Origin of the sequence: Mycobacterium asiaticum DSM 44297 (assembly GCF_000613245.1) — a bacterium.
Taxonomy (GTDB): Bacteria; Actinomycetota; Actinomycetes; order Mycobacteriales; family Mycobacteriaceae; genus Mycobacterium; species Mycobacterium asiaticum.
Window position 1 is genome coordinate 1924756 of sequence record NZ_HG964936.1, and the last position, 15020, is coordinate 1939775.

The window sequence follows — 15020 nt, forward strand, 5'->3', positions numbered from 1 at the left end:
TTCGCCTAACTAACATCTGTGGCGAGCGGGATCTGGAAGGACGTACACGGTGAGCGAGAAGGGTCGGCTATTTACCAGTGAGTCGGTGACCGAGGGGCACCCCGACAAGATCTGTGACGCGATCAGCGACTCGGTGCTCGACGCGCTGCTGGCGGGTGACCCGCGCTCCCGGGTGGCGGTCGAGACGTTGGTGACCACCGGGCAGGTCCATGTGGTGGGCGAGGTGACCACCTCTGCGAAGGAGGCCTTCGCCGACATCACCAACACGGTGCGCGCGCGAATTCTGGACATCGGCTACGACTCGTCGGACAAGGGCTTCGACGGTGCTTCCTGCGGGGTCAACATCGGTATCGGCGCGCAGTCGCCCGACATCGCTCAGGGCGTCGACACCGCGCACGAGGCTCGGGTCGAGGGTGCTGCCGACCCGCTGGACTCGCAGGGCGCCGGCGACCAGGGGCTGATGTTCGGGTACGCGATCAACGACACCCCGGAGCTGATGCCGCTGCCGATCGCGCTCGCGCACCGGCTGTCGCGGAAGCTGACCGAGGTCCGCAAGAACGGCACGTTGCCGTACCTGCGCCCGGACGGCAAGACGCAGGTCACGATCGCTTACGAGGACAACGTGCCGGTGCGGCTGGACACCGTGGTGGTCTCCACCCAGCACGCCGACGGCATCGACCTGGAGAAGACGCTGGACCCCGACATTCGCCAACACGTGCTCGGGACGGTGCTCGAGGAGCTGGCGCACGAGACGCTGGACTCGTCGGCCACCCGGGTGCTGGTCAACCCGACCGGCAAGTTCGTGCTGGGTGGACCAATGGGCGACGCGGGCCTGACCGGGCGCAAGATCATCGTCGACACCTACGGCGGCTGGGCCCGTCACGGCGGCGGCGCCTTCTCCGGTAAGGACCCGTCGAAGGTGGACCGGTCGGCGGCCTACGCAATGCGCTGGGTCGCCAAGAACGTCGTCGCCGCCGGCCTGGCCGAGCGGGTCGAGGTGCAGGTTGCCTACGCCATTGGCAAGGCGGCCCCGGTGGGGCTGTTCGTCGAGACGTTCGGGTCCGAGGCCGTCGACCCGGTCAAGATCGAGAAGGCCATCGGTGAGGTATTCGACCTGCGACCGGGCGCCATCATCCGCGACCTGAACCTGCTGCAGCCGATCTACGCGCAGACCGCCGCCTACGGGCACTTCGGTCGTACCGACGTCGAGTTGCCGTGGGAGCAGCTGGACAAGGTCGACGACCTCAAGAGCGCCATCTAACTTTGCTGCCGAGCAGACGCAGAATCGCGCAGTAGCTCGGTCTTTTCGTGCGATTCTGCGTCTGCTCGCGGAACTACTGGACCACCGGCGGCAGTGGGTGATCCGGGTCCAGCCCGGGTAGCCCGTCGATACTGCTGCGGTTTCGCACGACGGTGCGCTGATAGCCCTCGTCGGGCTGCTTGGCGTGATAGGTGTCCAGCACCGGCCGCTCGTCGACGAGCTCGTAGTAGGGCACCGAGAACCCGCAGGCGTCCGCGATTCGCTCCAGGTCCACCACGATCGCGGCCCGTACACCGGGATGCAGGCGATCGAAATGCGTTCGCACTCGGTCAAATTCATCGTCGTCCGGGCGGACCACCCGGCCGGTGCCGAACAGCCGCAGGATGCGCGAGTTTCGGGTGAACGAGACGAACATGATCGTGATACGCCCGTTGTCACGCAGGTGGGCGATCGTTTCGACGCCGCTGCCGAACAGGTCGAGGTAGGCGACGGTGTGGTCGTCCAGCACGGCGAACGTGTCGCTGTATCCCTTGGGCGAGAGGTTGACTCGGCCACCCTCGCTGGGCGCGGTCGCCACGAAGAACATGGCCTGTTCAGCAATGAAGTCGCGGAGCGAGTCGTCGATTCGCGAAAATTCTTTCGCCACAGTGTGAGCGTAGCGTTGCCGGCAACCGTTCCGGCTTCAGTGCCGTCAACTCGATCCGGCCCTGGTAGAAGGCCAGCACTCGCGGATCCATCACACGCCGCCAAACCGGCGGCAGCATGGCGAGCAGTACCATCGCGCTGTAGCCCGTAGGCAGTTGCGGCGCCTCCTCCACGCCACGCAGCGCCTGGTACCGACGCAGCGGGTTGGCGTGATGGTCCGAGTGCCGCTGCAAATGGAGCAGAAAGACATTCGCGATCACCGTGTTGCTGTTCCAGCTGTGCGACGGCCGCACCCGCTCGTATCGACCGCTGGGCAGCAGTCTGCGCCGCAGCCCGTAGTGCTCGGTGTAGTTGACCGTCTCCAGCAGCCCGATGCCGATCACCGCCTGCCCGACGAGCCAGGGCAGCACGACGGGTCGAAACCACACTGCCAGCACGGTGAACAGAACCGCACTGATCAGCCAGGCATTGAGCACCTCATTGCGAGGAGTCCAACGCGACTTGCCAATCCTCGCCAGCCGTTGGCTCTCGAGTTTCCACGCGGAGCGCACTCCGCCGAGGACCGAGCGGGGAATGAACGCATAGAGGCTCTCGCCGAATCGCGCGCTGGCGGGATCTTGCGGTGTCGCCACCCGGACGTGGTGTCCGCGGTTGTGTTCGACGTAGAAGTGTCCGTAGCACGTCTGCGCCAACGCGATCTTGGACAGGCGACGTTCCGACTGCTCGCGGGTGTGGCCGAGATCGTGGGCAGCATTGATGGCCAGGCCACCAATCAGCCCGACGGTCAGCATTAGACCCAGTTTGTCGACGAAAGACATTGCGACCCAACCGCCCCCGCTCCAGAGCCAGCAGGCCAGGACCACCGACCCGTACTGGTTGGGCAGGTAGAGATACGTGACCCAGCGGTAGTAGCGATCGTTCTCCAGCCGCGCCAGCGCGCTGTCCGGGGGACTGGTGGCATCCGGCCCGATCAGATGGTCGAGAACGGGGATCACCCCGAATGCCAGCAGAGGGCCCAGCCACCAAAACACGCCGAGTCCGGAGACCCAGACCAAGAGCCACGACACCTCGACCAATCCCGGGACCGCCGCGCCCAACAGCCAGAGGTATCGCTTGGGATCCCTCCAGTCCGCCTTTGCAGCACTCGGCCGCAAATGCCATTCACATGACTGTAACTTTGCCTTTAATGCTGTCTCCCCGCCCATAGGAAACGCTATTCCCATACCTAGAGTACGCTTAAACCTGAGTTTGGTTAACAATGGTTGGCTAGCTTGGGGGCGGTAATGGGCCAGACGGAGATGGCACGGGCCACTTTTTCGCGGCGACGGTTTCTGGGGGCGGCGGCTGGGATCGCCGTGGGTGCGGTCGGGACGGGTGCCATCGAAGTGGCCATGCGCCGCGATCAGGTTGGTGCCCGGCCCAGGGTGCACTATCGGGCGATTGTCGTCGGCAGCGGTTACGCCGGCGGAGTCTCCGCTCTACGACTGGGCCAGGCCGGCATCGAGACCTTGGTTCTGGAGCGTGGGAGGTGGTGGGACGCCGCCGACACCGACGGAAAACGCTTTTCGCGCATGCTGCCCGCCGACAACCGAGCGGGCTGGTTCACCGACGTCCCACCCAGTCTGGTCCCGTCGTTCCGCGGCGTCTCGATGGAGCAGGTCGCCAAGCATGCGCCGTCGCAACAGCCGGTGCAGGCAGGCATTTGCGACAAGGTGGCGCACGGCGCCCACACGGTGTTCCGCGGAATGGGTGTCGGCGGCGGGTCTTTGGTCAACGCCGCCATCGCCGCGATACCCACCGCGGCGCAAGTGCGCGCCGCGTTCCCTGACATCGACCCCTCGGTTTTCCTGGGGACGTACGTCGAACGCGCGAAGAACATGCTGCGCATCAGCTATCGCGACATGGACTGGTTCGAGCAGACGCCTTGGTTCCAATACGCAAGGGTGGGACGACAATACGCGGCGGCGGCGGGTTACGGCGTCGACTACAACGGCAGCGCCTACTCGTTCGACTACATGAGAAGGGAAGAGGCGGGCCAGGTTCCACGATCGGCACTCGATTTCGAACAGCAGTACGGCAACAACTACGGCCGGTTCGGTAGCGTCGATCAGACCTACATCGCCGCGGCGCTGGCAACCGGCAAGGTCACCCTCAAGCCGCTGACGGAGGTCACCGGAATCCGTCGCGAGCGATCCGGTGAGTACGTGATAACCACGCGCGAGATCGACCGGTTCGGCAAGGAACTCCGCCGCGACGAAATCGGCTGCGACGAACTGTATCTCAGTGCCGGGGTGCTGGGCACCGCCGAGCTGCTGCTGCGGGCGCGTGAGAGGGGGACACTGCCGGACCTCAGCGAGGAGATCGGCCGTGGTTACGGCAACAACGGTGACATCATGGTCGCTCACATGCTGCAACCCGGTGATCCCGCCGGCACCCGACAGTCGCTGCTCGGAATGATAAACCTCGACGGCCGCGACGACCCGGACAATCCGGTGTATGCCAGCATGTTCTCGCTGCCGCTTCCGGTGGAGACCTATGCGCTCGGTTACTACGTCATGGTCCGCACCGGCGATCGTGCCGACATCGTTTACAACGGCGCCTCCGATTCGATTGGTATCGACTGGCCAGAAGGCCACACCGAACATCTGCGTGTGCGGGCGGCGAAAGTGTTCGACAGGGTCACCCACGCCAACGGCGTGGACTACCGGGACGACCTGTTCGAGGGAAAAGTCTTTGCACCCAACACCGTTCACCCCATGGGCGGGGTGGTGCGGGGCAGGGCGACCGACGGCTACGGCAGAGTCAAGGGCTATACCAAGTTGTACGTCAACGACGCGTCACTGTTGCCGGGCTATCTCGGCTGCAACCCCTTTATGACCATCACCGCGCTGGCCGAATGGAATATGGAAGGGATCCTGCAGGGCCGCAAATGAGAGCTCAGGCGCTGAACCGGTAGTCGTCCAGATCGAATCTCCGACTGCGCCAATATGCTTCGACGGTGGTGGTGGGCCGCAGCGGGACATCCCCGTTCTTGTCGAAGTAGTAGCTGTTGGCCAGCCGGCAACTGTCCTGCCAGAAGATCTGCCGGTGGCGCTTGCGCATCATCTCGGCGAAATACCGGCTGTTCGCCTGCTCCGTTACCTCGACGCGGGTGGCACCCTCGCGGCGCGCCCGGCTGAGGCAGCGCACGATGTGATGGGTCTGGGTCTCGATCAGCGCGAAATACGAGGACCCGACATAGCCGTAGGGGCCGAACACGGTGAACATGTTCGGGAACCCGGGGACGCTGACTCCCTCGTAGGCCTGCAGGCGATGCTCGTCCCAGAAGCGACTCAACGACCGGCCGCCGCTACCGGTCACGGCATAGGTGGGCACATTGTCGGTGTCCATCACCTTGAAACCGGTCGCCAGAATGAGCACGTCGATGTCGTGGTTCTCGCCGTCGGTGGTGGCCACTGCGCCCGGGGTGATCTTGTCGATCGGTTCGGTCACCAGCCGGACGTTGTCACGGTTGAACGTCGACAGGTAGGTGTTGTGGAAGCCGGGACGCTTGCAGCCCACGGCGTATTGCGGGGTGAGTTTCTCGCGCACTTCGGGGTCGTTCACCTGCTGGCGGAGGTAGCGGCGACCCGCGGACGCCATCCTCTTGGCCAGTGGAAACACCGTGAAATATTGCGCCGAGATCGGAAAGGTCAACTCGACGAAGGCCTGGCTGAGCAGCCGCTGCACCACCTTGCCGCCCGGTATCCGCATCGCGAGGCGGGCCGCGGTCGGCAGTGCCACGTCGAACTTCGGGAAACACCAGATCGGCGTCCGCTGAAACACGGTGAGCTGGGAGACGATCGGCGCGATCTCCGGAATCACCTGCACCGCCGAAGCGCCGGTTCCGATGATCGCGACCCGCTTGCCGGTCAGGTCTTGGCTGTGGTCCCACCGCGCGGTGTGCATGGTGATGCCGTCGAATGAGTCGACCCCGTCGATGTCGGGCAGATTCGGCACGGTCAGCACGCCGCTGGCGCTGATCAGGAACCTGGCGGTGATCTCGCCACCGGGGTCGGTCTGTATGCGCCACCAGCCGTGCTCGTCGTCGAATTCGGCGGAGATGACCTTGGTGTTGAACCGGATCCGCGATCGGATGCCGTACTTGTCGACGCAGTGCTCGGCGTACGCCTTGAGTTCGCCGCCGGGGGCATAGGTGCGCGACCAGTTCGGGCTCTGCTCAAAGGAGAACTGGTAGGAGAACGACGGGATGTCTACGGCGATGCCGGGGTAGGTGTTCCAGTGCCAGGTGCCGCCCACCCCGTCGCCGGCTTCGACGACGAGGTAGTCGGTGAACCCCGCTTGATCGAGTTTGATTGCGCTGCCGATGCCGGAGAATCCGGCGCCGACGATGAGGACGTGGTGATCGGGCACGGTAGGCATGGCGCTATCCCTTGTCGGCGGGTTTACCCCAAGATACTGCCCGGCCGGCTGGGCCGAGCTACGGATACAGCGCCTTCTTCAGCGCCGCGAGCCCGCGATTGGTGGCTTCCGCGGCGGCCGGCACCACCAGGGCGAAGCTGGCATAGCCGTGCACCATGTTGGGTTCGTTGCTCCACTCCACGGGAACCCCCGCGGCCGTGAGCAATTCGGCATAGCGTGCACCGTCGTCGCGCAGTGGATCGTGTTCCGCAGTGCCGATGAAGGCCGGCGGTAGACCCGACAGCTCACCGTTGCCCGGTGCCAGATTGGCCGGCAGCGTGGTGTAGTCGCTCAGGTCGAGCTCGGGGATGTACCACTGCAAGAACGCGTCGATGACGTCGCCGTCCAGGATGGGCGCGGTGGCGTTCTGGGTGAACGACGGCAGCGTCCGATCGCCGATGCAGGACGGATACCACAGCAGTTGGAAAACCAGGTTCGGCCCGCCGGCGTCCCGGGCGAGCTGAGCCATCACGGCCGAGATATTGCCGCCGGCCGAATCACCGGCCACCGCAATGCGGTTGGGGTCACCGCCGAGTTCGCCCGCATTCTCGCCGACCCACCGCAAAGCTGCCCAGCTGTCGTTGACGCCGGCCGGGAACGGGTGTTCGGGCGCGAGCCGGTAGTCCACCGACACCACGATGGCCTCCGCGCCCACCGCATGGGCTCGTGCGACGTGGTCGTGAGTGTCCAGGCTGCCGAGCGCCCATCCGCCACCGTGGTAGAAGACGACCACCGGCAGATCCTCCTGCGCCGCGGTAGGTGGCCAGTAGATCCGCACCGGGATGTCCTCATGCTCCCCATAACCGATGCGCCGGTCCTCGATTCGCAGATCGGGCAACAGCTCGGGCGGCGCCTTCAGCGCGGCCAGGCGTGCTCGGGCCACCTCGACGCCGTCGGACGCGGTGAAGGTCATCGGCACTGCGTCGAGCAGCATCTTCAGTAGGGGATCGATTTCGGCTCGGCCAGACGTGGACTGCGTCATGCAAATACCGTACGCAATCCCGTCACTGTCCGTGTAGCGCAACGCGCAACGCCGTTAACCCACGGTCCATCGCGGCGGTAGCGGCGGGCACCACACCCGCATAACCGACGTAACCGTGCACCATCGTCTCGGCGTTGTGCACCTGCACCGGGACACCGGCCGCCGCCAGCAACTCGCCGTAGCGGATGCCGTCGTCCCGCAGCGGGTCGTACCCGGCGACGGCGATGTAGGCAGCGGGCAGGTCGGCGAGGTCATCGGCGCGACCTGGCGCCATGGCCGCCGGCGGGTTGGACATGTCGACATCGCCTGCGTACCAACGGGAGAAGTCGGCGATGGCCCTGGCGTCCAGGATCTGCGCGCTGGCGTTCTCGGTGAACGACGGCAGTGTCGGATCCCACATCGTCGAGGGGTACCAAAGTAATTGGAAAACAATCTGCGGCGCGCCTTCGTCGCGGGCTTGCTGAGCGATCGCCGCCGCGATCGTGCCGCCGGCCGAGTCCCCGGCCAGCGCGATACGTGCGGTGTCGGCGCCGATCTCAGGCCCGTGGTCGGCCACCCATTTCGTTGCGGCCCAAGCATCCTCGATCGCGGCAGGGTAAGGGTGCTCCGGCGCCAGGCGGTAGTCGACGGACACGACGATGGCGTCCGCGCCGACGGCATGCTGGCGCGACGTGCCGTCATGGGTGTCCAAATCGCCCATCACGAAGCCGCCGCCGTGGAAGAACAACACCACCGGTGCAGTATCGGATTCGTTTGGCGGCCAATAAATCCGAATGGCGATCGGTCCGCCCGGGCCGTCGATCTTGCGGTCCTCGACCCGAAGTTCGGGGTGCAGCGGCCGGCGCGGCAGGTCCCGCAACCGCTGCCGAACTGCGACGATTCCATCCTCGGTTGATAGCCGAAACGGAACCGCATCCAGTACCTTCAGCAGGATGGGATCGACTCCGGGGCGCTCATCGGCGGTGTTGTCCAAACTGGGCATGGAGGTACCGTACGCATCGCGCCTGATGGTCGGCGCATGGGTGGCTGCTTGCTGGGCGGGCATCGCCTACGGCGTGTACTTGACGGTAATTGCGCTGCGCACGCCGCCGGGCAGCGAACTGACCGGGCACTGGGTACTGCAACCGCTGTTCAAGGCGTCGATGGCGCTGCTGCTCACGGTCGCAGCGGCCGCACACCCGGTAGCCCGGGAGCGGCGGTGGTTGGTGCCCGCGTTGCTGTTCTCCGCCGCCGGGGACTGGCTGTTGGCCCTGCCCTGGTGGGCGATGTCGTTCGTGCTGGGATTGGGCTCGTTCCTGCTGGCCCACATCTGTTTTCTCGGTGCGCTGTTGCCACACGCCGCGCCGTCGCGTACCCGCGTCACGGCAGCGGTGGTAATGGTCCTGGCGACCGCCTCGATGCTGGTCTGGTTCTGGCCACACCTGAACACCGGCAAGGAGAATCTGACGATCCCGGTAACGGTCTACATCGCCGTCCTGAGCGCGATGGTGTGCGCGGCGCTGCTGGCCCGCCTGCCCACCATCTGGACCGCGGTCGGTGCGGTCTGCTTCGCGGCGTCGGACTCGATGATCGCGATCAGCAGGTTCATCCTGGGCAACGAGGCGCTGGCGGTGCCGATCTGGTGGTCCTACGCCGCCGCGGAAATCCTGATCACGGCCGGCTTCTTCTTCGGGCGCGATGACCTGGCCGACCACCGCGAAAGCGTTCCAGACACCGCCGAGAGCTGATCGTCGGTCGGTGCAGCTACGGTGTGCCCACATTGACTAAAAATGTGTTGCGGTCCAGCGTGTCTGGTGGTTCCGCCGGCGCCACGGCAGAGGTGGAGCCGATAGCTCGGGTGCTGCCCATGCTCTCGGTGCCGCACCTCGATCGGGACTTCGACTATCTGGTGCCCCCCGAACAGTCCGATGACGCCCAACCGGGTGTGCGGGTGCGGGTGCGCTTCCACGGCCGGCTGGTCGACGCGTTCGTGCTGGAGCGGCGCAACGACACCGACCACCAGGGCAAGCTTGGCTGGCTCGATCGAGTGGTATCCGCGGAGCCGGTCCTCACGCCGGAAATCCGTCGGCTGGCCGAAGCCGTCGCGGCACGCTACGCCGGCACCCGCCCGGACGTATTGCGGCTGGCGGTGCCTCCGCGGCACGCTCGGGTGGAAAAGGAGCAGTTCACAGCGGTGCCGCGGCCGCTGGTGGCGCGCGTTGACCCGGCGGGTTGGGAAACCTACAACCGCGGTGGCCCGTTCCTGGCCGCGTTGGCCGAGTCCCGGGCGGCCCGCGCGGTGTGGCAGGCGCTGCCGGGCGAGAAGTGGGTGGACCGGTTTGCCGAGGCGGCCGCGCAGACCGTGGCGGCGGGGCGATCGGTCCTGGCGATCGTGCCGGACCAGCGCGACCTCGACGCGTTGTGGCAAGCGACCGTCGCTCGGGTGGGCCAGGACAGCGTGGTGGCCCTGTCCGCGGGGCTCGGGCCTGCCGCCCGTTACCGGCGATGGCTGGCGGTGCTGCGGGGCAGCGCGCGCGTGGTCCTCGGGACCCGTAGCGCGGTATTCGCGCCGGTCAGCGAACTCGGGCTGGTCATGGTCTGGTCCGACGCCGACGACAACCTGGCCGAGCCGCGGGCACCGTATCCGCACGCCCGCGAGGTGGCGATGCTGCGCGCGCATCAGGCGCGCTGCGCGGCACTGATCGGCGGCTACGCCCGCACCGCCGAGGCTCAGGCATTGGTGCGCAGCGGGTGGGCGCACGACATCGTCGCGGCCCGGCCGGTGGTTCGGGCCCAGACGCCGCGGGTGGTCGCCCTGGATGACAGCGGTTACGCGGACGAGCGAGACGCGGCGGCGCGGACCGCGCGGCTGCCGTCCATCGCCTTGCGCGCCGCGCGATCCGCGCTGGACGCCGGCGCGCCGGTCCTGGTTCAGGTGCCACGCCGGGGGTATGTGCCCTCGCTGGCCTGCGGGCGCTGCCGTGCAATTGCCCGCTGCCGGCACTGCACCGGCCCATTGGCATTGCTCGAGCGGGAAGCCAGTACGGCATGCCGGTGGTGTGGCCGGGTCGACCCGGCGCTGCGCTGCGCGCGGTGCGGGTCGGATGCCGTGCGGGCCGTCGTCGTCGGTGCGCGCCGCACCGCCGAAGAACTCGGTCGGGCCTTCCCCGGTACGCCGGTCGTGACGTCGGCCGGTGACGCCGTCGTCTCGGAGGTGCCCGACAAGCCCGCATTGGTGGTGGCCACGCCGGGCGCCGAACCATGCGCGGCGGACGGGTACGGGGCGGCCCTGTTGCTCGACACCTGGGCGCTGCTGGGCCGGCAGGATCTGCGTGCGGCCGAGGATGCCCTATGGCGCTGGATGAGCGCGGCCGCACTGGTGCGGTCCCGGCGTGACGGTGGCGTAGTGATCGTGGTGGCCGAATCCTCGCTTCCCACAGTGCAATCGCTGATCCGATGGGACCCGGTCGGTCACGCCGACGGCGAACTCACCGCCCGCGCCGAGGTGGGCCTGCCACCGACTGTGCACATCGCCGCCCTTGACGGCCCTGCCGACGCGGTGACTGCCCTGTTAGATCAGGCGCGGCTGCCCCAGCAGGAGGGATTAGACGCTGAGCTACTGGGCCCGGTCGACCTGCCCGCGGGCGCGCGCCGCCCGGCAGGCATGGCTGCCGATGTCACGGTGATCCGGATGCTTGTGCGGGTGCGTCGAGACCAGGGCCTACGGCTGGCGGCGGCGTTGCGCGCGGCGGTCGGTGTGCTCAGCGCCAGACAAACCCAGGCGCCCGTCCGAGTGCAGATCGACCCGTTACACATTGGGTGACGTTGCGCATATCGATACACCTAGGAAACAATCAATGCCTACGATAGTAGAGCGCTGTTATGCTTCGCCCCGCTAGCGAAGCTCCGGGGAAGGGGGCGCCAATGGCAACCGAGAACCTGACGACGGCCGACGAGTCGCTCGACATGATCACCGATGCGTTGCTGACCGCGTCGCGTTTGTTGGTCGGCATCTCCGCGCATTCCATTGCCCAGGTCGATGACAGTCTGACCATTCCTCAGTTCCGCACGCTGGTGATCCTGTCCAATCGGGGTCCGATTAACCTGGCCACCCTTGCGACCCTGTTGGGGGTGCAGCCGTCCGCGACCGGCCGGATGGTCGATCGGCTGGTGGGCGCGGGCATGATCGACCGGCTGCCGCACCCGACCTCGCGGCGTGAGCTCCTCGCGGCGCTGACCAAGCGCGGCCGCGAAGTGGTCGCGAAGGTGACGGCCTACCGGCGCGCCGAAATCGCTCGCATCGTCGAGCAGATGCCGGCGGCCGAACGCCAAGGACTGGTGCGCGCGCTGACGTCGTTCACCACCGCAGGCGGGGAACCCGACGCCCATATCGGACTCGACGAGATATAAGCGCCGGGCTGCACGCTAGCCCTTCTGGCAGGTGAGCAGCAGGTACTCCCACTGCATCACGCCGTTCGTGAGGTATTCGTCGGCGAGCTCGATGAGTTGGGCGTCCAGCTCGGCGGTCAGCACCGTGTTGCCCGCGATGTTGGTGTAGGCCTCGATCGTCGGCCCGTAGTTGTTCTTGAAGTAGTCGTGTACCGCCGCGGCGGTGTCGAACCGGGTGACCTCGAGCTGCCCACGGGACGCCGTGACGCCCACGACGCGATCGCCCAGCAACCCGCCGATATAGGCTTCCCGACCCCACAGCGCCGACGGCGGTAACGCCGACGACAGGCTCGGCCGATAGGGGCGAATCGTCGCCAGCATCCGGCCGAAGAATCCTTCGTGGGTCCAGCTGATCAGCCCAATGGTCCCACCGGGCCGGCACACCCGAACCAGCTCATCGGCGGCGCGTTGGTGGTCCGGCGCGAACATCACTCCGATCGCCGAGATCACCGTGTCAAAGGTGTTGGAGCGGAACGGTAGTGATTGAGCATTGGCTTCCCGGTACTGCAGGGTCAGGCCTTGCTGGGCGGCACGCGCCGCCGAGCGCTGCAGTAACTCCGGGGTGAGGTCGGTGGAAACGACTCTCGCACCAACCGCCGCGGCGGGCAGCGAGATGTTTCCCGAGCCGGCGGCGACGTCAAGCACCCGGACGCCCGGTCTGATGCCCGCCGCAGCTACCAGGATGGGACCGAGCGGCGCCATCACCTCTTCGGCCATCAGCGGGTAATCGCCGAGCGCCCACATTGCCCGGTGGGTGGCGGCGAGCGACTCGTTCGGATGGGTGTTTGTTGCGATAGTCATCGGTCCTCCTGAAGGCAAAATGTTCTATAGAGACACAGTATGCATAGGAAACATTGCAGGACCTGTGAATCTCACCCGCCTAGACTGTGCCGGTGCGCATCGTCTTCGCCGGCACCCCCGAACCCGCGCTGCCCGCGCTGCGTCGTCTGATCGAATCGCCCCGCCACGACGTCGTTGCCGTGCTGACCAGGCCCGACGCTGCGTCGGGACGGCGGGGCAAGCCGGAACCCTCTCTGGTGGCCCGCGAGGCGCTCGAACGGGGCATCCCGGTGCTGCGTCCGTCGCGCCCGAACTCCCCGGAGTTCGTGGCCGAGTTGTCAGACCTCGCGCCGCAGTGCTGCGCGGTCGTGGCCTATGGCGCACTGCTTGGCCGCGAACTGCTCGCTGTGCCGCCGCACGGCTGGGTCAACCTGCACTTCTCCTTGCTGCCGGCCTGGCGCGGTGCGGCTCCGGTGCAGGCGGCGATCGCCGCGGGAGACACGATCACCGGGGCCACCACGTTCCAGATCGAGCCGAGCCTGGACTCCGGGCCGGTATACGGCGTGGTCACCGAGACGATCCGACCGACCGACACCGCCGGCAATCTGCTTGCGCGGCTTGCGGATTCGGGCGCCGCACTGCTGTCCACCACGCTGGACGGAATCGAAGACCGGACGCTGACGCCACGCCCGCAACCGGCCGAAGGGGTCAGCATGGCGCCGAAAATCACCGTCGAGCAGGCGCGGGTGCGTTGGGACCTCCCGGCTCAGGTGGTTGAGCGGCGCATCCGTGCCGTCACGCCTAACCCTGGCGCCTGGACCCTGATCGGGGACTTGCGCGTGAAAATTGGCCCTGTGCAATTAGATTCATCAACCGAACCGCTGCCGCCCGGTGCGATCCGGGCCGACCGGCAGAGCGTATGGGTCGGCACCGCTTCGGAACCGGTGCGGTTGGGGGAGATTCAGCCGCCCGGTAAGAAACCTATGAATGCCGCCGACTGGGCCCGCGGGGCCCGGCTCGCCCCCGCGATCAGGGCGTCATGAGGCAAGGCCAAGACAAGCCGCACCGGAATCGGCCCGACCGCAAAGCGCCGCGGCAGGCATCGCAGAACCGGGCCCGGGGCCCCGCCGCAAGCCGCTGGATCCGGCCCGGCGTGCCGCGTTCGACGCGTTGCGAGCGGTGAGCGAGCGCAACGCCTATGCCAACTTGGTGCTGCCGGCGCTGCTGCGCGAGCGCGGAATCACCGGTCGCGACGCCGCATTCGCCACCGAGCTCACCTACGGCACCTGCCGCGCCCGAGGCCTGCTCGACGCCGTCATCGGCGCTGCCGCCGGGCGGGCGCCGGACACCATCGACCCGGTGCTGCTCGATTTACTTCGGCTGGGCAGCTATCAGCTGCTGCGGACCCGGGTGGACGCACACGCCGCGGTATCCACCACCGTCGACCAGGCTGGCATCGAATTTGATTCGGCGCGAGCAGGTTTCGTCAACGGCGTGTTGCGCACCATCGCCGCTCGGGACGAGCAATCCTGGGTCGTAGAACTGGCGCCCCACAACGATCCGGTCGGGCATGCGGCGTTCGTGCACGCCCACCCGCGCTGGATCGCGCAGGCCTTCGCCGACGCGCTCGGTGCTGCGGCCGGGGAACTGGATGCCGTGCTGGCCAGTGACGACGAACGGCCGCAGGTGCATCTGGCGGCCCGTCCGGGGGTGCTCACCGCTGCGGCGCTGGCTGACTCGGTCGGCGGCACCGTCGGCCGGTACTCGCCGTACGCGGTGTATCTGCCCGGCGGAGACCCGGGCGGGCTCGCGCCGGTTCGGGACGGCCAGGCTCTCGTTCAAGACGAAGGCAGCCAGTTGGTGGCACAAGCCGTGACGCTGGCTCCGGTCGACCGAGATGCGGGCCGCTGGCTTGATCTGTGTGCCGGACCGGGCGGGAAGACCGCGCTGCTGGCGGCCCTCGGGGCATCGGCCGGGGCCACCGTGACCGCGGTGGAGCCGGCACCGCATCGCGCGGATCTGGTGGTCGAGAACACCCGCGGGTTGCCCGTCGAGGTGCTGCGGGTAGACGGGCGCCACAGCGATCTGGAACCGGGTTTCGACCGGGTGCTCGTCGACGTCCCGTGCACCGGGTTGGGCGCGTTGCGGCGTCGGCCGGAGGCGCGCTGGCGGCGGCAGCCGTCGGACGTGCCCGCGCTGGCCAAGCTGCAGCGTGAGCTGCTGGCGGCCGCGATCTCGCTGACCCGGCCGGGCGGGTTGGTGCTGTATGCGACCTGCTCGCCGCACCTGGCCGAGACGGTCGGAGTGGTCGCCGACGCGCTGCGTCGGCACCCGGTGGAAGCACTGGACACGCGGCCGCTGTTCGAGCCGGCCGGGGACCTCGGAGCGGGCCCCTACGTACAGCTGTGGCCGCACCGACACGGCACCGACGCAATGTTCGCAGCCGCGCTGCGCCGCCAGTAG

At 67.4% G+C, this 15020-nt stretch carries 13 protein-coding genes; 7 read left to right on the plus strand and 6 right to left on the minus strand.

Going from position 1 to position 15020, the window contains the following annotated elements; translation table 11 throughout:
• Positions 1-49: 49 nt before the first annotated feature.
• Positions 50-1261: a methionine adenosyltransferase gene (gene metK / locus BN972_RS09370; RefSeq protein WP_036355310.1), complete on the plus strand. Its 1212-nt coding sequence runs from the start codon at positions 50-52 to the stop codon at positions 1259-1261.
• 73 nt (positions 1262-1334) lie between these two features.
• Here the strand turns inward: metK and BN972_RS09375 are convergent, their stop codons facing one another.
• Together BN972_RS09375 and BN972_RS09380 are read right to left on the minus strand one after the other, a co-directional pair.
• Positions 1335-1907 carry a pyridoxamine 5'-phosphate oxidase family protein gene (locus BN972_RS09375; protein ID WP_036355312.1) on the minus strand — a complete coding sequence of 191 codons (573 nt, stop codon included), beginning with the start codon at positions 1905-1907 and terminating at the stop codon, positions 1335-1337.
• On the minus strand, positions 1855-3111 hold the full coding sequence (locus BN972_RS09380; RefSeq protein WP_080696749.1) for an alkane 1-monooxygenase: 1257 nt from the start codon (positions 3109-3111) through the stop codon (positions 1855-1857). Before BN972_RS09380 ends, BN972_RS09375 begins: the two co-directional genes overlap by 53 nt.
• Positions 3112-3189: 78 nt before the next feature.
• Between BN972_RS09380 and BN972_RS09385 the strand changes: the two genes are divergently transcribed.
• On the plus strand, positions 3190-4839 hold the full coding sequence (locus BN972_RS09385; protein WP_036355314.1) for a GMC oxidoreductase: 1650 nt from the start codon (positions 3190-3192) through the stop codon (positions 4837-4839).
• A gap of 4 nt (positions 4840-4843) precedes the next feature.
• Here the strand turns inward: BN972_RS09385 and BN972_RS09390 are convergent, their stop codons facing one another.
• The 3 genes from BN972_RS09390 to BN972_RS09400 are packed head-to-tail and all read right to left on the minus strand — an operon-like array spanning position 4844 to position 8331.
• A complete protein-coding gene (locus BN972_RS09390; protein WP_036355316.1) occupies positions 4844-6328 on the minus strand; it encodes a flavin-containing monooxygenase in 1485 nt (494 codons plus the stop codon).
• Between the two features lie 58 nt (positions 6329-6386).
• Positions 6387-7349, minus strand: coding sequence for an alpha/beta hydrolase (locus BN972_RS09395; RefSeq protein ID WP_036355318.1), 963 nt, complete (start codon positions 7347-7349; stop codon positions 6387-6389).
• Between the two features lie 22 nt (positions 7350-7371).
• Positions 7372-8331 (minus strand): alpha/beta hydrolase, encoded by a 960-nt coding sequence (locus tag BN972_RS09400; RefSeq protein ID WP_036355320.1) that lies wholly within the window; start codon positions 8329-8331, stop codon positions 7372-7374.
• Between BN972_RS09400 and BN972_RS09405 the strand changes: the two genes are divergently transcribed.
• The 3 genes from BN972_RS09405 (at position 8330) to BN972_RS09415 (ending at position 11738) form a co-directional block, all read left to right on the plus strand.
• Positions 8330-9076, plus strand: a complete 747-nt coding sequence (locus BN972_RS09405; RefSeq protein WP_036355322.1) for a lysoplasmalogenase — start codon at positions 8330-8332, stop codon at positions 9074-9076. The two genes, BN972_RS09400 and BN972_RS09405, sit on opposite strands and share 2 nt — an antisense overlap.
• Before the next feature lie 119 nt (positions 9077-9195).
• Positions 9196-11151 carry a primosomal protein N' gene (locus BN972_RS09410; RefSeq protein WP_036357135.1) on the plus strand — a complete coding sequence of 652 codons (1956 nt, stop codon included), beginning with the start codon at positions 9196-9198 and terminating at the stop codon, positions 11149-11151.
• Between the two features lie 101 nt (positions 11152-11252).
• A complete protein-coding gene (locus BN972_RS09415; protein WP_036355324.1) occupies positions 11253-11738 on the plus strand; it encodes a MarR family transcriptional regulator in 486 nt (161 codons plus the stop codon).
• Between the two features lie 15 nt (positions 11739-11753).
• Here the strand turns inward: BN972_RS09415 and BN972_RS09420 are convergent, their stop codons facing one another.
• A complete protein-coding gene (locus BN972_RS09420; protein WP_036355327.1) occupies positions 11754-12578 on the minus strand; it encodes a class I SAM-dependent methyltransferase in 825 nt (274 codons plus the stop codon).
• Between the two features lie 92 nt (positions 12579-12670).
• On the opposite strand from BN972_RS09420, the gene fmt reads away from it, so the two are divergent.
• Together fmt and BN972_RS09430 are read left to right on the plus strand one after the other, a co-directional pair.
• On the plus strand, positions 12671-13600 hold the full coding sequence (gene fmt, locus BN972_RS09425) for a methionyl-tRNA formyltransferase (protein ID WP_036357138.1): 930 nt from the start codon (positions 12671-12673) through the stop codon (positions 13598-13600).
• Complete coding sequence (locus BN972_RS09430; protein ID WP_080696750.1) at positions 13545-15020, plus strand: RsmB/NOP family class I SAM-dependent RNA methyltransferase; 1476 nt, start codon at positions 13545-13547, stop codon at positions 15018-15020. The genes fmt and BN972_RS09430 overlap by 56 nt, the downstream gene beginning before the upstream one ends.